The sequence below is a fragment of the Nocardioides nitrophenolicus genome, from assembly GCF_016907515.1.
Taxonomy (GTDB): domain Bacteria; phylum Actinomycetota; class Actinomycetes; order Propionibacteriales; family Nocardioidaceae; genus Nocardioides; species Nocardioides nitrophenolicus.
On the sequence record NZ_JAFBBY010000001.1, the window covers coordinates 5,668,445 to 5,692,726 of the forward strand.

A 24,282-nucleotide genomic window follows, 5' to 3' on the forward strand; every position below is an offset into this window, starting at 1 on the left:
GGCCGGTGCCTCAGTAGGTGTGCGGGAGCTCGACGTACTGGATGCGCTCGGGCCACGGCACGAAGTCGGCCACGTTGTCCTGCGTGAAGATCGTGCCGAGCGGTGCCTCGACCACCTCGTTGTCGAGCTGCTCGCCCTCGAGCGAGCGGGCCACCAGCTCGGCCATCTTCTTGCCGTAGTTGGTGCCGTCGAAGTCGTACGACAGTGCCAGGTCACCGGTCCGCAGCTGCTCGATGTTGGCGTCCTCGCCGGCCATCGTGGCGATCTTGACGTGGTCCAGCACGCCGGCCTGGCGGGCCGCGGCGATCGCTCCGGTCGCGGAGGCGGAGTTGTAGACGACCAGCGCGTCGAGGTCGGGGTGCTGGGCGAAGATGCCCTGCGCGATCTGCTGGGCCCCCGGGGCGTCGTCCTTGAGGTTGCGCTGGTTGGCCGGGTCGCCGACGATCTTCAGGCCGCCGGCCTCGAGCCCCTCGACCGCGCCGGCCACGGCGTTCTCGATGTTGTCGGTCGGGATGCCGGACAGCACCGTCGCCTCGCCCTCGCCGCCGACGATCTTCGCGAGCGCCTCCCCGGTGTCCCGGCCGCGCTGCTCGTCGGGGAAGGCGAGCTTGCCGGTCACGTCCAGGCCACCGAGATCCTGGAAGATGAACAGCGGGATGCCGGCCTTCTCGGCCGCGGCGACACCGGGGCTGATCGAGTTCACGTCGAGCGGGAAGGCGACGATCGCGTCGACGTCCTGGGCGATCGCCTCCTGGATGCGCTGGTTGGCGACCGCGAGGTCGAGCTGGTTCTGCGCGTTGGTCTGGTAGACGTCGACCAGCTTCGCGCCCTGGGCGTTGAGCTCGGTGGCCAGGCCCTGGGCGATGCCCTCCATGAGGGCGTTGCCGGGCATGCCGTCGATGTAGGTGACGGTCTTGCCGGCGAGCGGACCCGAGGCGTCGATGGTCGCGGCCTTGACCTCGGGGGCGGCGGGGCCGGAGCCGCCGCTGCCGGTGGTGCCGCTGCTGCACGCCGTGATGGCCAGCGTCGCCGAGGTGGCGAGGGCGAGGAGGAGTGGACGGTTCATGATGTCTCCCGGTGGAGGGGCTGTCGGTGTGGCGGCAGTCAAGTGCGACGGGAGCCCTCGGCGCAGGAGGCATTGAGCACTGCTCGCCGGTCCGCACTGAGCACATCGCCCGATCCGCGCGGGTCGCGGCCCGGACCAGCGCCGGCAGCCGATCGCGACCGGCGTCACACCACTGGGCGATCTGCCCAGGGTCCGCGCCAGTGACTGTGCAGGACGCCTGGCAGGCGGTCCGCCGCTGTCACTAGGCTGCCGGCGTGGACCGCGTGCTGCGCCTCGGCATCGACGTCGGTGGGACCAACACCGACGCGGTGCTGCTCTCCGGCGACACCGTGGTCGCGACCGCGAAGGAGGCGTCCACGGCCGACGTCACCAGCGGCATCGCCCGGGCCGTCGGTGCCGTCGTCGCCGCCCGGCCCGGCCTGGCCCGCGAGGTCGCCGCCGTGATGATCGGCACCACCCACTTCCTCAACGCGCTCGTCGACGGCTCCCACCTCGCGCCCACCGCCGTGATCCGGCTGGGGCTGCCCGCGGCGGCGGCCGTGCCCCCGCTGTCCGGCTGGCCGGACCGGCTGCGCGCCTCGGTCGGCGGCCATGTATTCATGTGCCACGGCGGTCACGAGTACGACGGCCGGCTGATCTCCCCCTTCGACGCCGCCGAGTTCCGGGCGGCCGTGGACGCGGCCCATCACGCCGGCGCCCGCTCGTACGCGATCTCGTCGGTGTTCTCGCCCGTGGCACCGGACCTGGAGCTCGCGGCCGCCCAGCTGCTCGCCGAGGAGCTGCCCGACGCGCCGGTCAGCCTGTCCCACGAGATCGGCACCCTCGGCCTGCTCGAGCGGGAGAACGCGACCGCGCTCAACGCGGCACTGCGGGAGCTGGCCGAGGTCGTGACCGACGGCCTGGTCGGCGCGGTCCGCGCGGCGGGCGTCGCGGCGCCGATCTTCCTCAGCAGCAACGACGGCGCGCTGATGGGCGTGGAGTACGCCCGCCGCTTCCCGGTGACCACCCTCGCCTCGGGTCCGGCGAACTCGATGCGGGGCGCCGCCGTCCTCGCCGGCCGGACCTCCTGCACCGTCATCGACGTCGGCGGCACCACCGTCGACGTCGGCGTGCTGGAGCAGGGCTACCCGCGCGAGGCGCCCGACGACGTCAGCGTCGCGCTGGTGCCGACCAATGTCCGGATGCCCGACGTCATCTCGCTGAGCTTCGGGGGCGGCAGCGTCGTGGGCGGCAGCGCCGACCGGCCCACCCTCGGCCCGCGCAGCGTCGGGCTCCGGCTGCGCCAGGACGCGCTGGTCTTCGGCGGCGACGTGCTGACCGCGACGGACATCGCGGTCGCCGCCGGCCGCAGCGACCTCGGCGAGCGCGGTCTCACCCGCGGCGTGCCGCGCTCCCTCGTCGACGCCGTCCTGGCCCAGGTACGCCGCTCCCTCGGCGACGCCGTCGACCGGATGCGGCTCTCGGTGGATCCGGTGACCGCGGTCGTCGTGGGCGGCGGGGGCGCGATCGTCGCCGACGACCTGCCCGACGTCGCCGAGGTGATCCGCCCCGAGCACCACGAGGTCGCCAACGCCGTGGGCGCCGCCGTCGCCCGGGTGAGCGGCGAGGTCGACCGGGTGGTGACCGCGACCGGAGCCGGCGCGCGGGACGCGGTCGACGCCGCCGCCCAGGAGGCGGTGGACCGGGCCATCGCCGCCGGCGCCCGGCCGAGCACGGTCCAGGTCGTCGACACGGTCCGGCTGCCGCTCAACTACCTGCCGGGCGAGGCCTACCGGGTGCGGGTGAAGGCGGTCGGCGAGCTGGCCCTCCAGGACCCGCTGCCGGAGGTGCGCCGTGGCTGAGCGGCGCATCGAGCGCGAGGACGTCGACGCCTTCGCCGCCGGGGCGGCCATCCTCGGCGCGGGCGGCGGGGGCGACGTGCGGGTCGGTGCCCACCTGCTGCGGCACCTGCTCGCCGAGCGCTCGCTGCGCCTGGTCCCGGCGGCCGACCTCCCGCCCGACGGGATCGTGGTCCACACCGGCGCGGTCGGCTCCCCCGACGTGATCTCCGAGCGGCTGCTCAGCCCGGTCGACCTGGCCCGCGCGGCCGCCGCGGTGGCCGAGCAGGTGATGGGCCCGATCCGGGCGGCCGCCGCGTTCGAGATCGGCGGCCTGAACGCGCTGGTCGGCGCGATCGGCGCCATCGAGCTCGGCCTGCCGTTCGTCGACGGCGACCTGATGGGGCGTGCCTTCCCGAAGCTCACCCAGAACACGCTCGCGCTCAACGGCGTCGCGCCGGTGCCGCTGGCCGTGGCGAGCCCGGCCGGCGACGTGGTCGTCGTGCCGCTGATGGGGCCGCGCGCCGTCGAGCCGATCCTCGCCGGCATCACCGCCGGCATGGGCGGCGCGGCGTCGGTGGCGGGCTATCCGATCGCCGCGGGCGACCTGGACCGGATGGGCGTGCGCGGCAGCGTGAGCGCCTGCATCGAGCTGGGCCGCCGGTTCCTGGCCGCCCGGTCGGCGGCGCTGCCGGTGCTGATCGGCGACCTCGGCGCCCGGCTGCACGGCGTCGGGCGGGTCGAGGAGATCGTGCCCCGCAGCAGCACCGCGCCCGGCACGCTCACCGTCATCGACGGCGGCGACGGCGCCGTGGTGCGGGTCGACCACCAGGAGGAGTTCCTCGCCACCACCGTCGACGGCGTCCCGGGCGCCAGCACGCCCGACGTGGTCGCCGTCCTCGACAACCGCAGCCGGCGACCGCTCCAGGTCGAGGAGGTCCGGGTCGGGCAGGCGGTCGTCGTCTGCTCCCTGCCCGCGCTGCACACCTGGCCCGCGAGCGCGCGCCACCTGGTCGGCCCGAGCGCCTTCGGCCTCGTGGAGATGGAGGAACGATGAGCGAGACGCTGCGCGTCGCCGACCTGCTGGGCGAGCCGGAGCTGCGCGACGCGCGGGTCGTGGCCGGCGCGGCCGGCCTGGAGCGACTGGTCCTCGACGTCGGCTGGTACGACGCCGACGACCCCGAGGCGGTGGCCGACAGCCTGCTGCTGTGCCGGCCCGAGGCGGTCACGCCGGCGTACCGGCTCGACGCGCTCGTCCGCCGGGCGCACGACTCCGGGGTCGCGGGCCTGCTCGTGGTCGCCCAGACCGAGCTGCCGCTGCTGGCCACGAGCCGGCTGGCCGACCGGCTCGCCGTACCCCTGGTGTGGCTGCCGCGCGGGCGGCCGGTCCAGGTGCTGCAGGAGCTGACCGTGCGGGTCCGGGCTCCCGAGCTGGCCGAGGCCCGGGTCGTCAACCGGGTCGTCCGGCGCATCCACGGGCGCCACACCGCGCCCGAGATCCTGGGCGCCGTCGCCGACGAGCTGGGCGTGCCGGTGTCGATGCTGACCGCCGACGGCCGCAGCCTGGTCGGTCCCGAGGTGGAGCTGCCGCCCGACATCCACCTGGACCGGGCCATCCCGCAGCGCGACGACGGCTGCCTGGTCCACCCGGTGCACGACCCCGACAGTCCCCGGGTCACCGCCTGGCTGGCCTGCCGGCTGCCGCGGCCCTCCCACGGCCGGATGAACCAGGTCGCGAGCGCGCTGGCCGTCGCCGAGCCCCACGTCCGCAGCTGGCTCACCACCCAGCGGGCGCAGAGCCGGCACGACGCGCTGGTCGAGCGGCAGACGCTCGCCGAGATCGTCGCGCACCGCGACGGGGTCAGCCGCGGGGTCGTCGAGAGCGCCGTCTCGCTCGGCTGGCAGCTGCAGCACTGGCATGTCGGCGTGCACGCCGTGCCCAGCCCCGGCCTCGACGACAGCGAGCGCGAGCGGGCCCGCGCCCGCTGGGCCGCGGAGCTCGCCGCGCAGGGCATCGCCGTGGTCGCCTGCCAGGACGACGGCGACCGCTGGCTGGCCTGGTCCTCGGCGGAGGCCGAGCCCCCGACGGCCGACGCGCGCGCCGTCCTGCAGCGGGTCCGCCGCGCCGCCGCCGCGATGCCCCGCGACCTCGGGATCGCGGTCGGCATCGGCCGCCCGCACCGCGGTCCCGGCGGCCTGGTCGAGACCCTCGACGAGGCCCGCAACGCCGCGCTGCTCGCGCTCAGCCACGACTACCGGCCGGTGGTCGAGCACTCCGACGAGCTCGGCGTCGCGCGGCTGCTGGCCACCTGGCAGGAGTCGGAGGTGACCCGCTCCTTCGCGGAGACCGCCCTCGCGCCGCTGCTGGATCCCGCCTCCCAGGGCCTGCTCGCGACCCTGCGCGCCTACCTGGAGTGCGGTGGCTCCGTCGTCGAGACCGCCGCCGCCACCGGGGTGCACCGCAACACGATCACCACCCGGCTCCAGCAGATCCGCGACCGGCTCGGTGTCGACCTCAACGACCCCAGCCAGCGGCTCGCCCTCCAGGTCGCCTGCCGGTCGGTGCGGGCCTGAGCCCGCTGACCCGCCGGTGGCCCCGGCGGATGCGGCTACCGGCCCAGCCGGCCCGCCGGGCCTGTGCATCTCGCCCATGCCCGGCCGCGCGGCCCCGGACCTAGCGTCGGAGCTCCCCGACCAGAGGAGCACCTCATGCACATCCGCGTCATCCTGCCCGCGATCGGCGACACCTTCCTGCAGGCCGCCCTCGACGACGCCACGTCCTGGGCGCTGCCCGACACCAAGATCGACGCGGTCCCGCTGCTGCGCGGCACCGCCAGCATCGAGTCGGAGTACGACGAGGCGCTCGCCGCGCCCGGCATCCTGGACCGGATCGCCGAGGCGAAGGCCGACGGCGTCGACGGCGTCTTCATCACCTGCTTCGGCGACCCGGGCGTGCACGCGGCCCGCGAGGTGATCGACGTACCGGTGGTCGGCGGCTACGAGCCGGCCATCTTCACCGCGATGGCCCACGGCGAGCGGATCGCGATCATCACCGTGCTCCCCAACGTGCTCCCGATGCTGCGCTCCCTCGCCCGCCGCTACGGCGTCGAGGACCGGATCTCGGCGATCCGGGTCATCGACCTGCCGGTCCTCGGCCTCGACGACCACGAGCTGATGATCGAGCGCCTCTCCGAGCAGGCCGTCGACCTGGTGGAGTCCGGCGAGGCCGACGTCGTCGTGCTCGGCTGCACCGGGATGCTCGGCGTGGTCGACCGGATCCGCGAGGCGCTGGCCGCCGCCGGCCACCGGGTGCCTGTCGTCGACCCGACCGGCGCGGCGATCTCGTGGCTGGAGAGCAGCGTCCGCCTCGGGCTGTTCCCGAGCCGCACGACCTACATGGTGCCGCCCGACAAGGCCCGCAACGCGTGAGTCAGCTCCCCCTGCAGAGCCCCGGCACGGTTCCCGTGCCGGGGCTCTGGCTCACCGTCCTCGGTCCCGCCGCGCTGGCCGCCGTACTCGCCGACGAGGCCGCCCGGCCCCGGTGGCTCGGGATCGACCTCCAGCACGGCGAGATCGCGGCCGCCGACCTCCCCGACCTGCTGCGCTGCGCCGAGCTGCACGACACCCCGGTGCTGGTCCGCACCGCCGACCACTCCGCCGCCGCGATCGGTCGCGCCCTCGACCTCGGCGCGCGCGGGGTGGTGGTGCCGGCCGTCGAGAGGGCGGGTCAGGCGGCGTCCATCGTCGCGGCGACCCGGTTCGCCCCCGACGGCGTCCGCAGCGACGGCTACCGACGTCCCCGGGCCCGCTCGACCGGGCTGCCCGGCTTCTCCGACCCGCTGGTGCTGCCGATGGTCGAGACCGCCGCCGGCCTCGCCGCGGCCGGGGACATCCTCGGCGTCGACGGCGTGAGCGGCGTCTTCGTCGGGCCGATCGACCTGGCCCGCTCGGCCGGCTGGCGCCCCGACGGACCCGAGCTGCTGGCCGCCGTCGCCGACCTGTCCGCGCTCAGCCGGGACCACGAGCGGCGGCTGGCGATGTTCGCCCTGTCCGCCGAGCACGCGGCCACGCTGCCGCCGCTCGACCTCGTCGCCCTCGGCACCGACCTCGGCCTGCTCGGCACGGCGGTGTCCCACACCTTCGGAGAGGCCCGATGACCCTTGACTTCACCAGCGACCACGCCGCCCCCGCCCATCCCGCGGTGCTCGCGGCGGTGGCCGAGGCCAACCGGGGCCGGACGCCGTCGTACGGCGCCGACCCGTGGACCCGGGAGGCCGAGCGCCGGCTGCGGCAGGTGTTCGGCCCGACGGCGTCGTACGTCCCGGTCTTCAACGGCACCGGGGCCAACGTGCTCGCCCTGTCCGCGATGACCCGGCGCTGGGAGTCGGTGCTGTGCGCCGAGGACGCGCACGTCCACACCGACGAGACGGCCGCGCCGGAGCGGGCCGGGCTCAAGCTGGTGCTGGCGCCCTCACCCGCGGGGCGGATCCGGCCCGGCGGGCTCGCTCCGCATCTCGCCCCGGGCAACCGGCACCGGGCCCAGGTGTCGGTGCTCTCGCTCACCCAGAGCACCGAGCTCGGCACCTGCTACGACGTCGCCGACCTGCGCGCGCTGTGCGCCGAGGCGCACGACCTCGGGCTCGCGGTGCACCTCGACGGCGCCCGGCTGGCCAATGCCGCCGCCACGCTGGGCGTCTCGTGGGCCGAGCTGACCACCGCCGTCGGCGTCGACGTGGTGTCGCTGGGATCGAGCAAGAACGGCGGCCTGCTCGGCGACGGCCTGGTCGTGCTCGATCCCGGCACCGTGCCCGGCATCGAGTTCCTGCAGAAGGCGGTGGGACAGCTGCCCGCCAAGACCAGGTTCGTGTCCGCGCAGCTGCTCGCGCTGCTCGAGGACGACCTGTGGCACCGCAACGCCGAGCACGCCAACCGGCAGGCGTCGCGCCTGGCCGCCGGGCTCGGCGCGCTCCCTGACGTCGGCCTCCCGGTGCCGACGGAGGCGAACGCGGTCTTCGTCGACCTCGCCGCCCCCGTCGCCGACCGGCTCACCCAGGACGTCGCGCTCACCACCTGGCGGGCGTCCGGAGAGCGGCGGCTGCTGCGGCTGATGACGGCCTGGGACACCGACCCCGCGGACGTCGACCGGGTCGTCGCGCTCGTCGCAGCGGCCCTGGGGGCGGGCCGCCCGAAGCGCGCCGACCAGGTGTGCAGCTCGCCCACTGCCCCGGCCGTGCCGCGTCCCTAGGGTCGCCACCATGACCGACACCTCCCTCGCGGCCGACCCGAGCACCACCTTCGGCGCCTCGCTGGCCGACCACATGGTCACCCTGCGGTGGACCGCCGACGGCGGCTGGTCCCCCGCCCGCGTCGGGCCGCTGGCCGACCTACGGCTGTCCCCGGCCGCGATGGTGCTCCACTACGGCCAGGCCATCTTCGAGGGGATGAAGGCCTACCGCGGGGACGACGACGCGATCCGGCTGTTCCGCCCGGAGGTGAACGCCGCCCGGCTGCAGGCCTCCGCCCGGCGGATGGCGATGCCCGAGCTCCCGGTCGCCGACTTCGTGACGGCCCTCGAGCTGTTCACCGCGGCCTGTGCGGACGTCGTACCGGCGGGCTCGGGGCGCAGCCTCTACCTGCGGCCGTTCATGATCGCCACCGAGGCGGCGCTCGGCACCCGGCCCGCGCGGGAGTACGCCTTCCACGTGATCGGCTCCCCGGCCGGCTCCTACTTCGCCTCCGGGTACGACGGCATCCGGGTCTGGGTCGAGGAGCACCAGCCGCGGGCCTTCCCCGGCGGCACCGGCGCCGCGAAGTGCGCCGGCAACTACGCCGGCGGGATGCTGATGCAGCAGGCGGCCGCCGACCGCGGCTGCCAGCAGGTGCTCTACCTCGACGCCCGCGAGGGCCGGCACCTCGAGGAGCTCGGCGGGATGAACGTCGTGGTGGTCCTCGAGGAGCCCTCCGGCACCACCCTGGTCACGCCGCCGACCAGCGACACCATCCTGGCCGGCGTCACCCGCGACTCGATCCTCACCCTGGCCCGCGACCTCGGTGCCCGCGTCGAGGAGCGCCAGGTCGCCTTCAGCGAGGTCCAGGCCGGTGCCCGCTCCGGCCGGGTCGCCGAGGTGTTCGCGTGCGGCACCGCCGCGGTGGTCACTCCGGTGGCCGAGCTGTGCTGGTCCGACGGCTCGGTCCAGGTCGGCGACGGCCGCCCGGGCCGGTGGACCACGGCGCTGCGCGATGACCTGCTCGGCATCCAGGAGGGCCGCAGCCCCGACCGCTACGGCTGGACGCGGGTGGTCCGATGAGCGCCCGCACCGCGGAGCTCGCGGCCCGTCTCGACGCGCTGCTGCCGGACGTGCTGGCGCGGCTGGACGAGCTGGTCGCCGTACCGTCGATCAGCGTGGACCCGGCGCACCGCGCCGACGTGCTGCGCAGCGCCCGGCAGACCGCCGAGGCGTTCAGCGACCTCGGCGTCGACGTCTCGGTGGTGTCGGTCGACGGCGGCCAGCCGGCCGTGCTCGGCCGCTCCGCACCGGTCGACGGCCCGACCGTGCTGCTCTACGCCCACCACGACGTCCAGCCCACCGGCGACCTCGACGCGTGGACCAGTCCACCCTTCACGGCGACCCGGCGCGGCGAGCGGCTCTTCGGACGGGGCTCCGCCGACGACAAGGCCGGCATCGGCGTCCACCTGGCCGCGCTCGCGGTCCTCGGTCCCGACCTCGGCTGCAACGTCCGGATCCTGGTCGAGGGCGAGGAGGAGATCGGCTCCCCGAGCCTGCCCAAGCTCCTGGTCGAGCACCGCGAGGCGCTCGCCGCCGACGTGGTCGTCGTCGCCGACTCGGTGAACTGGGCGGTCGGCACGCCCTCGCTCACCACCTCGCTGCGCGGGATCCTCGACCTCGAGGTCGCCGTCGGCGTCCTGGACCACGACCTGCACTCCGGCGCCTGGGGCGGCGCGGTGCCGGACGCCGCCGGCGCGCTGGTCCGCGCCCTCGCCACCCTCTACGACGCCGACGGGGCGGTCGCCGTGCGGGGTCTCGACGGCCCGGCCCGCACCCCCGCGGTGGAGTACGACGAGCAGGTGCTCCGCGCCGACGCCGGCGTCCCCGCCACCAGCCGCCTCCCCGGTCGCGGCTCGCTCACCTCCCGGCTGTGGCGGCAGCCGTCGATCACCCTCATCGGCACCGACCTGCCGCCCGTCGGCGAGGCCGCGCACGTGCTCCGGGCCCGCGCCACCGCCCGGCTCTCGGTGCGGATCCCTCCCGGCGTCGTACCCGAGGCGGCGGTGGACGCCGTCACCGCGCACCTGCGCGCGCACGTCCCGCACGGCGCGGTCGTGGAGACCACCCTGCGCGCCAGCGCGCACCCGGTCGACCTCGGCGACGACAGCGCAGCCCACGCGGTGATGACCGGCGCCCTGCGCGACGCCTGGGACGCCGAGCCGGTCGAGATCGGTGTCGGCGGCTCGATCCCGCTGATCCACCTGCTCGCCGAGACCTTCTCCGACGCGACGGTGCTGGTCACCGCCGTCGAGGACCCGGACACCCGGGCGCACGGGATCGACGAGAGCCTGCACCTCGGCGAGTTCCGCAAGGCGTGCCTCGCCGAGGCGCTGCTGCTCGACCGGATCGCGTCCGGTCTCGCCGTCTAGAGGTACTGGCCGGTGTCGTTGACGGTGTCGATGGACCGGCCCGGCTCGGTGCCCTGCTTGCCGGTGATGAGGGTGCGGATGAACACGATCCGCTCGCCCTTCTTGCCCGAGATCCGCGCCCAGTCGTCGGGGTTGGTCGTGTTGGGCAGGTCCTCGTTCTCCTTGAACTCGTCGACGCACGCCTGGAGCAGGTGGGACACCCGCAGGCCCTTCTGGTCGTGGTCGAGGAAGTCCTTGATCGCCATCTTCTTCGCCCGGTCGACGATGTTCTGGATCATCGCGCCGGAGTTGAAGTCCTTGAAGTACAGGACCTCCTTGTCGCCGTTGGCGTAGGTCACCTCGAGGAAGCGGTTCTCCTCGGTCTCGGAGTACATCCGCTCGACCGTCGCCCGGATCATGCCGCCCACCGTGGCCTTGCGGTCGCCGTGGAACTCGGCGAGGTCGTCGGCGTGCAGCGGCAGGCTCTGGGTGAGGTACTTGCTGAAGATGTCGCGCGCCGACTCGGCGTCGGGCCGCTCGATCTTGATCTTCACGTCGAGCCGGCCGGGCCGCAGGATCGCCGGGTCGATCATGTCCTCGCGGTTCGAGGCCCCGATGACCAGCACGTTCTCCAACAGCTCGACGCCGTCGATCTCGCTGAGCAGCTGGGGGACGATGGTGTTCTCGACGTCGGAGGAGACCCCCGACCCGCGGGTGCGGAAGAGCGAGTCCATCTCGTCGAAGAACACGATGACCGGCGTACCGGTGCTGGCCTTCTCGCGGGCCCGCTGGAACACCAGCCGGATGTGGCGCTCGGTCTCGCCGACGTACTTGTTGAGCAGCTCGGGTCCCTTGATGTTGAGGAAGTACGACTTCCCCTCCTGGCCGGTCTTCGCCGCCACCTTCTTCGCCAGCGAGTTCGCGACCGCCTTCGCGATCAGGGTCTTGCCGCAGCCCGGCGGGCCGTAGAGCAGGATGCCCTTCGGCGGCTTGAGCTCGTGCTCGGCGAACAGCTCCGGGTAGAGGTACGGCAGCTCGACGGCGTCCTGGATCGCCTCGATCTGGTTGCCGAGGCCACCGATCGTGTCGTAGGTGATGTCGGGGACCTCCTCGAGTACCAGCTCCTCGACCTCCGACTTCGGCACCCGCTCGTAGACATAGCCCGCGCGGGAGTCGAGCAGCAGCGAGTCGCCGGCGCGCAGGGTCTCGCTCAGCAGCGGCTCGGCCAGCCGCACGACGCGCTCCTCGTCGGCGTTGGCGATCACCAGCACGCGCTCGCCGTCAGCGAGCACCTCCTTGAGCATCACGACCTCGCCGACCGTCTCGTAGTCGAACGCGGCGACCACGTTGAGCGACTCGTTGAGCATGACCTCCTGGCCGCGCCGCAGCGTGTCGAGCTCCACACTCGGGCTCACCGTGACCCGCAGCTTGCGACCGCCGGTGAACACGTCGACTGTGTCGTCCTCGTTGCGCTGCAGGAAGGTGCCGAATCCCGCCGGCGGCTGCGCCAGGCGGTCGACCTCCTCCTTGAGCTTGAGGATCTGGTCGCGGGCATCGCGCAGCGTCCCCGCCAACCGCTCGTTCTGGGCCGTCACCGCCGCCAGCGACCGCTGCGCCTCCGCCAGCCGCCCCTCGAGCGAACGGGCCGCGCCGGACGGGCTGTCGACCAGACGGCGCCGGAGATCGCCCACCTCCTCCTCGAGGTAGCGCACCTGGTCCTCGAGCTCTTCCCGGCTCGGGGAGCGGTGTCCGCCTGTCGTGCCTTCTCCCATGCTCGTCATGGCACACCTCCTTGGTCCGACACTACTCGGGCGGGTGTTACAAGGAAGTGATTAATGCGGTTTGGTCCCAAACCGCATGTTTCGGGCCGGAATTGTTGCGGTTTGGGACCAAACCGCAACGTCCGGACCCCCTCAGTCGTCGGCCGACGTCTCCGGCACCCCCGGCGGCCGCGGCCCCTTGTAGTCCGGCCCGTACGCCCCGGGAGCCGGCCGGCGCTTCTTCAGCGGCGCTCGCTCCCCCGGCGCCATCCGCCGCGCCGTGACCAGGAAGGCCGTGTGCCCGATCATCTTGTGACCCGGCCGCACGGCGAGCCCCTCGACGTGCCAGTCCCGCACCAGCGATTCCCACGGCGCCGGCTCGGTGAACCCGCCGTGCACCCGCACCGCCTCGACGAACTTCGACAGCTGCGTGGTCGTGGCGACGTACGCGCACACGATGCCGCCGGGCAGCAGCGCGTCGGCGGCGGCGTCGAGGCAGTCCCAGGGGGCGAGCATGTCGAGGATGATCCGGTCGCACCGCTCCCCCGACGCGGGCAGCGCCTCCGCGAGGTCGCCGAGCGTGAGCCGCCAGGCCGGGTGGTCGCCACCGAAGAACTGGGTGACATTGCGGCGGGCGACGTCGGCGAACTCCTCCCGCCGCTCGTACGACGACACCCGGCCGTACGGCCCGACGGCCCGCAGCAGCGAGCAGGTGAGCGCCCCGGAGCCGACGCCGGCCTCGACGACGTGGGCGCCGGGGAAGATGTCGGCCATCGCCACGATCTGCGCGGAGTCCTTCGGGTACACGACCGCCGCGCCGCGCGGCATCGACACCACGAACTCCGAGAGCAGCGGCCGGAAGACGAGGTACTCCCCGCCGACCGAGGAGGTGACCGCGAAGCCCTCCTCGCGGCCGATCAGCTCGTCGTGCTCCAGGTGGCCCTTGTTGGAGAAGAAGCGCTTGCCGGGCACGAGCTCGAAGTTGTGCTTCCGGCCCTTCCCGTCGACCAGCCGGACCCACTCGCCGGCACGCAATGGGCCGCGGTGGACACCGGACCAGGCTTCGGGGGGTACGTCGCCAGTGGGGTCGTGGGGCGCATCGGTCACCGGCGCAATCTACCGGCTCACCTGCGCACGGCTCGGATCAGGTCGGCGGCGGAGAGGACGCCGTACACCCGGCCGTCGTCGTCGAGCAGCACGTACTCCGAGGCCGGGGTGGTGCGCACCTTGTCGAGCAGCGCCGCGCCGGTGATCCGCACCGGCAGGGCCAGGCCCGGCTCGAGGGTGCGCGCGACGCTGGAGACGGCCACCCAGGGCGCCCGTTCCGCGGGTACGGCGCGGGCGGCGGTCTCGTCCACCACGCCGACGGGCCGCCCGTCGGCGGTCGTGGTGACGATGCTGCCGGCGCCCGCCTCGCGTGCCTGGCGCATCGCCTCGGCGAGCGGCAGGTCGTCGGGGACGCTCAGGGCGCGCCGGGCGAGGTCGCTGGCGACCACGCCGTCGAACTGGCGGGTGATCCCGGCGACCGCCAGCGCCTGGCTGGCGCCGGTCCACAGGAAGAGGGCGACGATCAGCAGGACGAGCGGGTTGACGAGCGAGCCGTCACGGGAGGCCCACAGCGCCCACACCGCGACCAGGACCGCCGTACCGCGTCCGGTCCAGGCGGCGACGGCGGTGCCGGTGTGGACCCGGCCGGTGATCGCCCAGACGCCGGCCTTGAGCACCCGGCCGCCGTCGAGCGGCAGGCCCGGCACCAGGTTCAGTACACCGATCATCAGGTTCGCGCCGGCCAGCCCCTCCACGACCAGGCGCAGCAGCCCGTCGGGGGTGACGAACCACGCCGCCAGCGCCGCCGCCCCGACCGCGATCGAGGTGATCGGACCGACCACCGCGATCCAGAACTCCTGACGCGGGCGCCGCGCCTCGCCCTCGATGGCGGTCGCGCCACCGAGGAAGTGCAGGGTGATCGAGTGGACCGTGAAGCCGAACCGGCGGGCCACCACCGCGTGGGAGGCCTCGTGGAGCAGGACGGCGAGGTAGAGCGCGATCGCGAAGGCGACGCCGACGACGTAGGTCCACACGCCGAGGCCGGGCTGCACCTGCTCCACGCGCGGGCTCATCACCACCGCGATCAGGCCCGCGATGAGGAACCAGGAGCTCGAGACCAGGACGTCGCTGCCCGCGATCCGGCCGATCCGGAACATGCCCCGGGGCAGGGGCGCGCGCTCCTGGGCGGGACGTCGACTTCCGGACACGTGACGAGGCTATCCGGGAATCGGCTGCCGGACGTCGTCGGCCCGGTTGCTCGTCGAAGTGATGCTCCTGTCGACCTCAGAGCCGAGCGGAGCCTGGCTCAGCGCTCGACGACGAGCTGCCAAGCGAACCCGATGCGGTTGAACGGCTCTCGGTCGCACAGCTCGACCTCGAGGGCCAGGAGCTCTTCGAAGAAGGCAGGGTCGTGCTTGGCCGTGTTGTCGACCAGGAGGTCGTTGGCGATCCGGTTGCCGTAGACGCCTACGGGCGTGAGCCCCACTGCGGTGGCCTCGTTCGTGGTGGCGTCGACGCCTACCTTGCGGGCTTCGGTCTGGAAGGTCTCGACCTCGGCGCGTTCGGCGTGGAGCTCGGCGAGTGCGGCGGCCGGGCCGCCGTTGAGCAGCTCCCGCAGGACGCGGCCGTCGGGGTTGACGTCCATGATGGAGAGCCGCCCGCCAGGACGAACGCGGGTCGCGAGTGCTGCGAGGTCAGCGCTGTCGCGGCTGCGGTAGCGCAGGACGAAGTGACACATGACGAGGTCCCACTCACCAGCGGGCAGGTCGTCGAGCCCGCCCAGCACGGTCGTGACGTTCGTGCCGGCGGCTGCTGCGCGACGCTCGGCCTCGGCGAGCCACTCGGCCGACGGATCGACGATGGTCACCTCGTGCCCCGCCGACGCGAGTGGTACGGCGTCCATGCCGTCGCCGCCCCCTACGTCCAGAACGCGGATCCGGTCGCCGAGGTGCTCGGTCTGACGGCGCAGGACCTCGCCGACGACGCCGTACCGGATTCGCGCCCACGGGGTCTGTGTGTACTCGCGCCAGGCCGCCAGCCTCTCGCCGAACACGTCAGTCATGTGAGCAGTCTGCCGCCGCCCGACTTCTGCGGCGGCCGGCATACTGTCGGAGGGCTGTCCTAGTGTCGATCGCATGACCACCACACCAGCGGCTCCCGGCGTCGAGCCGGCCGATCCGTCCGAGCGGGGCGGCACCCGCGTCGACGGCGTCGAGGTGCTGGGCGCGCTGTCCCCGTCCCGGGTCGGCGACTTCCTCAACTGCCCGCTGCTCTACCGGTTCCGCAGCATCGACCGCCTCCCCGAGCCCGCGTCGCCCGCCGCCGTGCGCGGCACGGTCATCCACCGCGTCCTCGAGCAGCTCTACGACCTGCCCGCCGCCGAGCGCACCCCCGACCAGGCCGACCGCCTGCTCGCCCCGGCCTGGGCCGAGCTGCAGGAGCTCGAGCCCGCCGTCACGTCGATGTTCCCCGAGGACGGCCCCGAGATCACCGCCTGGCTGGCCTCCTGCCACGACACCCTCGCCAAGTACTTCGACCTCGAGGACCCCACCCGCCTCGAGCCCGCCGAGCGTGAGCTCTACGTCGAGACGCTGACCGACGCCAAGCTGCTGCTGCGCGGCGTGATCGACCGGGTCGACGTCGCGCCCGACGGGGCGATCCGGGTGGTGGACTACAAGACCTCGGCCAGCCCCCACGAGATGTTCGAGGCCAAGGCGCTCTTCCAGCTCAAGTTCTACGCCCTGGTCCTGTGGCGGATGCGCGGGGTCGTGCCGAAGATGCTCCAGCTGGTCTACCTCGGCAACAGCGAGGTGCTGCGCTACGAGCCCGACGAGCGCGACCTGCTCGCCACCGAGCGCAAGGTCCTGGCGGTCTGGGACGCGATCCGCGCGGCTACCGAGCGGCGGCAGTTCGAGGCGCGCAAGGGCGCGGTCTGCGCGTGGTGCGCCCACCAGGCGCTGTGCCCGGCCTACGGCGGCACGCCCCCGCCCTACCCGGTCGAGCAGGTGACGAGAGACGAGGAGCCGGAGACGGACGAGGAGGTGGTCAGGCCGGATCCAGCGCGCCCAGATCCGTCGGCGTGAGCCCCTCGAGCGTGTCCCGGAACGCCCGGCCGGGCCCGGGCGGCACCGGGACGTGGTTGGGGACGACGAGCACCGTGCAGCCGGCGGCGGCGGCCGACGTGGCGCCGGTGGGCGAGTCCTCGATGGCGACGCAGTCCCCGGGGTCGACGCCGAGGGCGGCGGCAGCCGTGAGATAGGGCTCCGGGTGGGGCTTGCCGTTGTCGACCATGTCCCCGGTCACGATGACCCGGAAGGTCTCGGGCGGCAGGTGCTCGAGGATCGGCGCGACGAACCGCTGGTACGACATGGTGACCAGGGCGCACGGCACGCCCGCGTCGTGCAGGGCGAGGAGCAGCTCCCGAGAGCCCGCGCACCACGGCACGGCGTGACGGACCTGGGCGACGACGCCGTCGAGCAGCAGCTCGACGACCTCCTCGGCCGACTGGGCGAGGCCGAGCTTGGCCTTGATGTACTCCCCCGACACCAGCAGGTCGTTGCCGACCAGGTGCATGGCGTCCTCGTGCGTCCAGGTGCCGCCGTGCTCGGCCGCGATGGCCTCCTCGGTCGCCATCCAGTACGGCTCGGTGTCGACGAGGGTGCCGTCCATGTCCCACAGGACCGCAGCAGGAAGCTTCACGAGCCCACCCTAGGAGCCGGAGCCCCGCGGCTGCTCATCGGCGAGCCCGACCGTCCGGGACCCGCCGGTGGCCGCACCGCGCCATCAGGGGCGACGGAGGTCGGCGACGGCGGCCGCCAGCCGCCGCACCACCTCGGTCATCAGGTCGGGCTCGAAGGTGAACGGGAGCCGGAGGTGGTCGTCCCAGGCGCCGGTGGGGTCGGTCTCGCGGCCCGGCGTGACCTCGACACCGTGGCGCAGGGCGACCTGCGCGAGGATGCCGGCGTCGTAGCCGGGCAGCCGGATCCACAGCGCGGTGCCGCCGGCGGGGGCCTGCCACGACCAGTCGGGCAGGTGGGTGCGGAGCAGCGCGCCGGCGTGCGCGAGGCGGTCGCGGGCGACGGCGGTCCGGTCGGCGGCGAGGGCGGCCAGGTCCGGCACCAGGCGGGCGGCGACCGCCTGGTCGAGCAGGGGCGTGCCCATGTCGGCGTGAGCCTTGAGCCGGGCGAGCTCCTCGACGTCCTGCTCGCTGGCTCGCACCCAGCCCAGGCGCAGGCCGGCCCACAGGGTCTTCGACAGCGAGCCGGCGGTGAGCACCCGTCCGCCGGCGGAGGCGGAGGCGGCGACCGGCGGCGGGAGTGGGCCGTCATGGGTGAGCGCGGTGGCGTAGGCGAGGTCCTCGACGACCGGTACGCCGTGCTCGGCGGCGGCCCGCGCGACCTCGGCGCGGCGCCGGGCCGACATCAGGGTGCCCGTCGGGTTGTGGAAGCTCGGCATCACGAACAGCGCCGCCACCTGCTCCGCGACGAGCATCTCGCGGAGCCGGTCCACCCGGAGGCCCTCCTCGTCCGTCGGTACGCCGACCATCCGGGCGCCGACCGCGCTGAAGGTGTCGAAGCAGCCCGGCCAGCTCGGCGACTCGACGGCGACGGTGGCGCCGCGCTCCAGCAGCAGCTGGGAGACCAGGGCGAGGGCCTGGTGGGTGCCGGTGGTGACCAGGACCTGCTCCGCTGACGTCGGCAGCCCGAGGCCGGTGTGGTGGTCGGCGAGGGCCTGGCGCAGCGCGGGCAGGCCGCGCGGCAGGTACCCGACCTCGTCGAGCAGGCTCGGCAGGTCCTCCTCGACGACGTCGGCCAGCGCCGAGGAGATCCGGGGGTCGCCGGGCTCCAGGGCGTACCTCATCGAGATCAGCCCGTCGGGGGCGTCGTCGAAGCGCCGCACGGTCGCGGCCGACAGCCCGCGCCGCAGCCGGCGGGTCACCGCGGCCGGCTCGCGGTCGGCCGGGGCCGCGATCCGGCTGCCGCTCCCCTGCCGGCTCTCGAGGACGCCTCGCCCGCGGAGCTCGTCGTACGCCGCCACCACCGTCGCCCGGCTGACGTGCAGCGCCCGGGCCAGGTCGCGCTCCGACGGCAGCCGGTCGCCGGCGACGAGGGCGCCGTCGCTCACGGCGCCGGCGAGCGCCGCGGCGAGCTGGCGGTAGAGCGCGCCGGTGCCGGACAGCGCGTCGCCGAGTACCCGCGCGAGCTCGACGGGGTCGCGAAAACGGTCCACTTGCGCCTCCATTGGCCCGGGTCCGCCCGGGCGGTCGGCGCCCACGCTAGAGGACGTCCTCGCCACCCGAACGGAGTCCGCCGTGAGTCCCGCCCTCGAGCCCGGCCAGCTGCTCGCCTTCGCCGCCGCGTCCGTCGTCCTGGTCGGCATGCCCGGCCCCAACACGATCTACATCACCACCCGCGCCCTCGCCCACGGGACCCGCGCCGGCGTGGTGTCGGTGCTGGGCGTGGAGAGCGGCACCGCCGTGTACGCCGCCGCGACCGCGCTCGGGCTGTCGGCGCTGATCGCGACCAGTCCGACCGGGTTCGCGGCGATCCGCTATCTCGGCGCGGCCTACCTGGTCCTGCTCGCCGTGCGCGAGCTCCGCCGTCGCCGCCGGCCTGGGGATCCGGCGGAGACCGGACCGGCCGCACTGGGCCGGGTGTACCGCGACGGGCTGCTGATGAACCTGCTGAACCCGAAGGTGGCACTGTTCTTCCTGGCCTTCCTGCCACAGTTCCTGACACCCGGCGCGACCGGCGCCGCGGCGCAGGCCGAGGTGCTTGCCCTGGGCCTGGTCACGGTGCTGGTCGCGCTGGCCGTCGACCTGACCTACGCCGTGGTCGCGGGCGGCCTGGGTCGCCGGCTGCGCGCCGCCCGCGGGCCTCGGCGCGACGCTGGGTCGAGGTCGAGGCTGGCCGGGCTGCCCGTGGCCGGGGTCTACCTGGCGATCGCGGCGGCGGCCGCGACCGGGACCGGCGCGGGCGGCTGAGCGATCAGGCCGGTGGCGGGCCGAGGATCTCCTGGCCACCGGCGACGCCGGCGGCCACCAGCGCGCCGAGGCCGACCTCCCAGCCGTCCGGGCGGGGGTCGGTGACCCGTCGTCCCGCGCCCCGGAAGAAGGCCTCCATCCCGCTGGGGGTGCAGATGGTCAGCAGGTCGACGTGCGGGGAGGTGAACCGGTAGGCGTGCGGGACCTCGCGCGGCAGGAACATCGCGCCGCCCTGCCCGACCTCGTGCCGCTCGTCGCCGACCCAGAACACGCCGTGCCCGTCGAGGAGCACGAACATCTCGTCCTCCTTGCGGTGCAGGTGGAGCGGCGAGGCGGCGCCGGCGCCGAGCGTGCTCCGCACGACGGTGACCTGGCCGGCGGTATGGGAGCCGTCGAGCAGGATCTGGAGCTCCGAGCCCTCGATCCACTCGATCCGGTCGTGGTCGCTGGCCTGGGCGATGTAGGCGAGGCTCATCGGGTTCTCCCGTCGTCGAGGTGGTGTCGATTCGACTACCCACCGTCTAACCAATATATGGACGGTAGGATCCCCGGGTGGCCGAGGTCAAGAGGCGCTATCACTCACCCCTGCGCAGTGAGCAGGCCGAGGCGTCCCGCGCCGCGGTGCTGCGCGCGGCGCGGGAGCTCTTCGTCGAGCAGGGCTACGGCCGCACGACCATCGAGCAGGTCGCCGCCCGCGCCGGGGTCAGCAAGCCGACCGTCTTCACCGCCGTCGGCAACAAGGCCACCCTGCTCAAAGTGGTCCGAGACGTGGCGATGGCCGGCGACGACGCCCCCCGCACCGTCACCGAGCGCGAGGACGTCGCCGCCATCGCCGCGGCCGGTGACCTCGACCGGGCGATCGCGCTCACCGCACGCCACATCGTCGACGTCAACGCACGCTATGACGAGGTCCACGAGGTGATCCGCGGCGCGTCGGGCGCCGACCCGGCGGTCGCCGCGCTGTGGGAGACGAGCGAGGCGGAGCGACACGTCGGTGCCGGCCACCTGCTCGCCCGCCTCCACGCGGCGCCCGCTCTCCCCGTCCGCCGCGCCCAGGACCTGCTCTGGCTGCTCATGGCGACCGACCACTACCACCGCCTGGTCGTGGGCCAGGGGTGGTCGCGGCGGGCCTACGAGCGGTGGCTCACCGAGGGGATCCGGGCGCTCTTCGAGACGTGATCCTCAGTCCTCCGGGTCGTAGCCGAGGTTGGGCGAGAGCCACCGCTCGGCCTCCTGGACCGTCCAGCCCTTCCGCTCGGCATAGTCGGCGACCTGGTCGCGGCCCAGCCGCCCGACGACGAAGTACTGCGCCTCGGGGTGGCTGTAGTAGATGCCGGACACGGACGCGCCGGGCCACATCGCCATCGACTCGGTGAGCTCGATGCCGGTCGCGGCCCGGACGTCGAGCAGCTCCCAGATGGTCCGCTTCTCGGTGTGGTCGGGGCAGGCCGGGTAGCCGGGGGCGGGCCGGATGCCGGTGTACTTCTCGGCGATCAGGTCCTCGTTGCTGAGCTGCTCCTCCGGGACGTGCGCCCAGAACTCGGTGCGCACCCGCTGGTGCAGGCGCTCCGCGAACGCCTCGGCGAGCCGGTCGGCGAGCGCCTCGAGCAGGATCGCGGAGTAGTCGTCGAGGTCCTTCTTGAACGCCATGATCCGCTCGGTGGTGCCGAGCCCGGCCGTGACCGCGAACGCGCCGACCCAGTCGCCGGGGCCGGGTGCCAGGTCCGCGCCGATCGGGGCGACATAGTCGGCGAGCGACCGGTTCGGGACGCCCTCGCGGTGCTGTCCCTGCTGGCGCAGCTGGTACAGCGTCGCGCGGACCGCCGCCCGCGACTCGTCCGCGTAGACGACGACGTCCTCACCGGTGCTCGCCGCCGGGAACAGCCCGTAGACGCCGTTGGCCCTCAGCCACTTCTCCTCGACCAGCCTGTCGAGCATGGCCTGCGCGTCGTCGTACAGCTTGCGCGCGGCCTCGCCGTGGGTGGGGCTGTTGAGGATGTCGGGGAACTTGCCCTTCATCTCCCAGGCGTTGAAGAACGGCTGCCAGTCGATGTACTCGCGCAGCTCGGTGAGGTCGTAGTCGGCGAGCACGTGCACGCCGGGCGTCCGCGGCTGCGGCGGCGCGTAGCCGTCCCACGAGATCGGCGACTTGTTGTCCTGCGCGTCGGCGAAGGAGAGCTGAGGCCGCTCGGACTTCTGGGAGTGCCGCGCGCGCAGCGAGTCGTAGTCAGCCTGGGTCGCCTCCAGCAGCGCGGGACGCTGCTTGTCGTCGAGCAGGGCGGCCGCGGTCGGCACCGACCGGGAGGCGTCCTTGACCCAGACCACCGGACCGTCGTACTTCCGGTCGATCTTGACCGCGGTGTGGGCGCGCGAGGTCGTCGCACCGCCGATGAGCAGCGGGATGTCGAGCCCGAGGCGCTGCATCTCGGTGGCGAAGCCGACCATCTCGTCGAGGCTGGGCGTGATCAGGCCGGACAGGCCGATGATGTCGGCGCCGACCTCCTTGGCCGTGTCGAGGATCTTCTGCGCCGGCACCATCACGCCGAGGTCGATCACCTCGTAGTTGTTGCACGAGAGCACCACGCCGACGATGTTCTTGCCGATGTCGTGGACGTCGCCCTTCACGGTGGCGAGCACGATCGTGCCGTTGGTGTCCTTGCTGTTGGCCAGCTCGGGGTTGTTGGCCTTCTCCTCCTCGATGAAGGGGATCAGGTACGCCACGGCCTTCTTCATCACCCGGGCCGACTTCACGACCTGCGGGAGGAACATCTTCCCGGCGCCGAACAGGTCGCCGACGACGTTCATGCCGTCCATCAGCGGACCCTCGATCACCTCGATCGGGCGGCCACCGCGGGCGGCGATCTCCTGGCGCAGCTCCTCGGTGTCGCCCTCGACGAAGCCGTCGATGCCCTTGACCAGGGCGTGCGTGATCCGTTCGCCGACGGGCAGCGAGCGCCACTCCTCGGCGGCCGCCTCGACCTTCTCGCCGTTGCCGCGGTGCGCCTCGGCCAGCTCGAGCAGTCGCTCGGTGGCGGCCAGCGAGTCGTCGGTGCGGTTGAGGACGACGTCCTCGATCGCGTCGCGCAGCTCGGGGTCGATCTCGCTGTAGGGCACGAGCGCGCCGGCGTTGACGATCCCCATGTCGAGGCCCGCCTCGATCGCGTGGAACAGGAACACCGCGTGGATCGCCTCGCGCACCGGGTTGTTGCCGCGGAAGCTGAACGAGACGTTCGAGATGCCGCCGGACACCTTGGCCCCCGGCAGGTTCTGCTTGATCCAGCGGGTCGCCTCGATGAAGTCGAGCCCGTACGTCGCGTGCTCCTCGATGCCCGTGGCCACCGCGAAGACGTTGGGGTCGAAGATGATGTCCTCGGCCGGGAAGCCCACCTGGTCCACCAGGATCCGGTAGGCCCGCTCGCAGATCGCCTTGCGGCGCTCGAGGTTGTCGGCCTGGCCGTCCTCGTCGAAGGCCATCACGACCGCGGCCGCGCCGTACTTCTTGCACAGCTGGGCCTGCTCGATGAACTTCTCCTCGCCCTCCTTCATGGAGATCGAGTTGACGATCGGCTTGCCCTGGACGCAGCGCAGCCCGGCCTCGATGACCTCCCACTTCGAGGAGTCGATCATCAGCGGCACCCGGCTGATGTCGGGCTCGCTGGCGATCAGCTTGACGAAGCGGTCCATCGCGGCGACGCCGTCGATCATGCCCTCGTCCATGTTGACGTCGATGACCTGGGCGCCGGCCTCGACCTGCTGCGCGGCGACCGAGAGCGCGGTGTCGTAGTCGCCGTCCTTGATCAGGTTGCGGAAGCGCGCGGAGCCGGTGATGTTGGTGCGCTCACCGACGTTGACGAACAGGCTGTCGTCGGTGATGGTGAACGGCTCGAGGCCGGAGAGCCGCATCGCCGGCTCCAGGGCCACCGGCTCGCGGACCGCCCGGCCCTCCATCCGGCGGGCGATCTCGGCGATGTGGTCGGGGGTGGTGCCGCAGCAGCCGCCGACGATGTTGAGGAAGCCGGACTCGGCGAACTCGACGAGTACGCCGGCGGTGTCGGCCGGCGACTCGTCGTATTCACCGAAGGCGTTGGGCAGGCCCGCGTTCGGGTAGACCGAGACGAACGAGTCCGCGAGCCGCGACAGCTCGGCGACGTAGGGCCGCATCTCCTTGGCGCCGAGCGCGCAGTTGAGGCCGACGGCGAGCGGCTGGGCGTGGCGCACCGAGTCCCAGAACGCCTCGGTGACCTGGCCCGAGAGGGTGCGGCCGGAGGCGTCGGTGATGGTGCCGGAGATGACGACCGGCCAGCGCCGGCCGGTCTCCTGGAACAGCGTCTCGACGGCGAAGATCGCGGCCTTCGCGTTGAGCGTGTCGAAGATGGTCTCGATGAACAGCAGGTCCGAGCCGCCGTCGACCAGGCCTCGGGCGGCGACGAGATAGGCGTCGACGAGCTGCTCGTAGGAGACGTTGCGGGCGCCCGGGTCGTTGACGTCGGGACTGATCGAGGCGGTGCGGGTGGTCGGCCCGAGCGCGCCGGCGACGTACCTCGGCCGGCCGGTCGCGGCGGCGACCTCGTCGGCCACGCCCCGGGCCAGCCGGGCGGCGGCGACGTTGAGCTCGTAGGAGAGCTCGGCCATGCCGTAGTCGCTCAGGGAGATCGCGTTGCAGTTGAAGGTGTTGGTCTCGACGATGTCGGCGCCCGCGTCGAGGTACTCGCGATGGATGCCGGCGATGATCTCGGGCTGGGTGATCGAGAGCAGGTCGTTGTTGCCGACCAGGTCGCTCGGCCACTCCTCGCGGCTGGCGAAGCGCTCGCCACGGTAGCCCGCCTCGTCGGGACGGTCGCGCTGGATGGCCGTGCCCATCGCACCGTCCAGGATGACGATGCGCTCGCGGAGCAGCTGGGTGAGCTCGTCGGTCGCGTCGGGGCGCCACTGGGGGGTCGTGGCGTCGTGACCCGCGATCTCGGACATGTCCC

20 protein-coding genes are annotated in these 24,282 nt (G+C 73.5%); 11 read left to right on the top strand and 9 right to left on the bottom strand.

Features of this window, described 5'->3' with window-relative positions:
* Nucleotides 1–10 precede the first annotated feature (10 nt).
* Entirely contained in the window at nt 11–1,066 is a 1,056-nt protein-coding gene (locus JOD66_RS27230; RefSeq protein WP_205126021.1) for a sugar ABC transporter substrate-binding protein, read from the bottom strand.
* Between the two features lie 254 nt (nt 1,067–1,320).
* Here JOD66_RS27230 and JOD66_RS27235 point away from each other — a divergent pair, with 254 nt between their 5' ends.
* The 8 genes from JOD66_RS27235 to JOD66_RS27270 all read left to right on the top strand — a co-directional run bounded on the left by JOD66_RS27235 (nt 1,321) and on the right by JOD66_RS27270 (nt 10,540).
* Nucleotides 1,321–2,907, top strand: a complete 1,587-nt coding sequence (locus JOD66_RS27235; RefSeq protein WP_307823751.1) for a hydantoinase/oxoprolinase N-terminal domain-containing protein — start codon at nt 1,321–1,323, stop codon at nt 2,905–2,907.
* Nucleotides 2,900–3,940, top strand: a complete 1,041-nt coding sequence (locus JOD66_RS27240) for an S-methyl thiohydantoin desulfurase family protein (protein WP_205126022.1) — start codon at nt 2,900–2,902, stop codon at nt 3,938–3,940. The genes JOD66_RS27235 and JOD66_RS27240 overlap by 8 nt, the downstream gene beginning before the upstream one ends.
* The gene (locus JOD66_RS27245) at nt 3,937–5,457 is read left to right on the top strand and encodes a helix-turn-helix domain-containing protein (protein ID WP_205126023.1); all 1,521 of its coding nucleotides are present in this window, start codon (nt 3,937–3,939) and stop codon (nt 5,455–5,457) included. The genes JOD66_RS27240 and JOD66_RS27245 overlap by 4 nt, the downstream gene beginning before the upstream one ends.
* Nucleotides 5,458–5,592: 135 nt before the next feature.
* Nucleotides 5,593–6,312, top strand: a complete 720-nt coding sequence (locus JOD66_RS27250; protein ID WP_205126024.1) for an aspartate/glutamate racemase family protein — start codon at nt 5,593–5,595, stop codon at nt 6,310–6,312.
* Nucleotides 6,309–7,040 carry an HpcH/HpaI aldolase family protein gene (locus JOD66_RS27255; protein ID WP_205126025.1) on the top strand — a complete coding sequence of 244 codons (732 nt, stop codon included), beginning with the start codon at nt 6,309–6,311 and terminating at the stop codon, nt 7,038–7,040. The genes JOD66_RS27250 and JOD66_RS27255 overlap by 4 nt, the downstream gene beginning before the upstream one ends.
* Nucleotides 7,037–8,128: a threonine aldolase family protein gene (locus tag JOD66_RS27260; RefSeq protein ID WP_205126026.1), complete on the top strand. Its 1,092-nt coding sequence runs from the start codon at nt 7,037–7,039 to the stop codon at nt 8,126–8,128. The genes JOD66_RS27255 and JOD66_RS27260 overlap by 4 nt, the downstream gene beginning before the upstream one ends.
* Nucleotides 8,129–8,138: 10 nt before the next feature.
* Nucleotides 8,139–9,191: a branched-chain amino acid aminotransferase gene (locus JOD66_RS27265; RefSeq protein WP_205126027.1), complete on the top strand. Its 1,053-nt coding sequence runs from the start codon at nt 8,139–8,141 to the stop codon at nt 9,189–9,191.
* Nucleotides 9,188–10,540, top strand: coding sequence for a M20/M25/M40 family metallo-hydrolase (locus JOD66_RS27270; RefSeq protein ID WP_205126028.1), 1,353 nt, complete (start codon nt 9,188–9,190; stop codon nt 10,538–10,540). The genes JOD66_RS27265 and JOD66_RS27270 overlap by 4 nt, the downstream gene beginning before the upstream one ends.
* Here JOD66_RS27270 and arc read toward each other — a convergent pair.
* The 4 genes from arc to JOD66_RS27290 form a co-directional block, all read right to left on the bottom strand.
* Nucleotides 10,537–12,300 carry a proteasome ATPase gene (gene arc / locus JOD66_RS27275; protein ID WP_205126029.1) on the bottom strand — a complete coding sequence of 588 codons (1,764 nt, stop codon included), beginning with the start codon at nt 12,298–12,300 and terminating at the stop codon, nt 10,537–10,539. The two genes, JOD66_RS27270 and arc, sit on opposite strands and share 4 nt — an antisense overlap.
* A gap of 132 nt (nt 12,301–12,432) precedes the next feature.
* Complete coding sequence (locus JOD66_RS27280; RefSeq protein WP_205126030.1) at nt 12,433–13,386, bottom strand: tRNA (adenine-N1)-methyltransferase; 954 nt, start codon at nt 13,384–13,386, stop codon at nt 12,433–12,435.
* Between the two features lie 17 nt (nt 13,387–13,403).
* The gene (locus JOD66_RS27285) at nt 13,404–14,534 is read right to left on the bottom strand and encodes a site-2 protease family protein (RefSeq protein ID WP_307823753.1); all 1,131 of its coding nucleotides are present in this window, start codon (nt 14,532–14,534) and stop codon (nt 13,404–13,406) included.
* Between the two features lie 98 nt (nt 14,535–14,632).
* A complete protein-coding gene (locus JOD66_RS27290; protein WP_205126031.1) occupies nt 14,633–15,388 on the bottom strand; it encodes a class I SAM-dependent methyltransferase in 756 nt (251 codons plus the stop codon).
* 73 nt (nt 15,389–15,461) lie between these two features.
* Between JOD66_RS27290 and JOD66_RS27295 the strand changes: the two genes are divergently transcribed.
* Nucleotides 15,462–16,409: a RecB family exonuclease gene (locus JOD66_RS27295; RefSeq protein WP_205126032.1), complete on the top strand. Its 948-nt coding sequence runs from the start codon at nt 15,462–15,464 to the stop codon at nt 16,407–16,409.
* Here JOD66_RS27295 and JOD66_RS27300 read toward each other — a convergent pair.
* Nucleotides 16,372–17,025: an HAD family hydrolase gene (locus tag JOD66_RS27300; protein WP_307823754.1), complete on the bottom strand. Its 654-nt coding sequence runs from the start codon at nt 17,023–17,025 to the stop codon at nt 16,372–16,374. The genes JOD66_RS27295 and JOD66_RS27300 overlap by 38 nt on opposite strands.
* A gap of 84 nt (nt 17,026–17,109) precedes the next feature.
* Nucleotides 17,110–18,555 carry an aminotransferase-like domain-containing protein gene (locus tag JOD66_RS27305; RefSeq protein WP_205126033.1) on the bottom strand — a complete coding sequence of 482 codons (1,446 nt, stop codon included), beginning with the start codon at nt 18,553–18,555 and terminating at the stop codon, nt 17,110–17,112.
* An 82-nt stretch (nt 18,556–18,637) separates the two neighbouring features.
* On the opposite strand from JOD66_RS27305, the gene JOD66_RS27310 reads away from it, so the two are divergent.
* Nucleotides 18,638–19,309 carry a LysE family translocator gene (locus JOD66_RS27310; RefSeq protein ID WP_307823755.1) on the top strand — a complete coding sequence of 224 codons (672 nt, stop codon included), beginning with the start codon at nt 18,638–18,640 and terminating at the stop codon, nt 19,307–19,309.
* Between the two features lie 4 nt (nt 19,310–19,313).
* Here JOD66_RS27310 and JOD66_RS27315 read toward each other — a convergent pair whose 3' ends face one another.
* Nucleotides 19,314–19,784, bottom strand: coding sequence for a cupin domain-containing protein (locus tag JOD66_RS27315; RefSeq protein ID WP_205126034.1), 471 nt, complete (start codon nt 19,782–19,784; stop codon nt 19,314–19,316).
* Between the two features lie 77 nt (nt 19,785–19,861).
* Between JOD66_RS27315 and JOD66_RS27320 the strand changes: the two genes are divergently transcribed.
* Nucleotides 19,862–20,488 carry a TetR/AcrR family transcriptional regulator gene (locus tag JOD66_RS27320; RefSeq protein ID WP_307823757.1) on the top strand — a complete coding sequence of 209 codons (627 nt, stop codon included), beginning with the start codon at nt 19,862–19,864 and terminating at the stop codon, nt 20,486–20,488.
* A gap of 3 nt (nt 20,489–20,491) precedes the next feature.
* Here the strand turns inward: JOD66_RS27320 and metH are convergent, their stop codons facing one another.
* A complete protein-coding gene (metH, locus tag JOD66_RS27325) occupies nt 20,492–24,277 on the bottom strand; it encodes a methionine synthase (RefSeq protein ID WP_205126036.1) in 3,786 nt (1,261 codons plus the stop codon).
* Between the last annotated feature and the right edge of the window lie 5 nt (nt 24,278–24,282).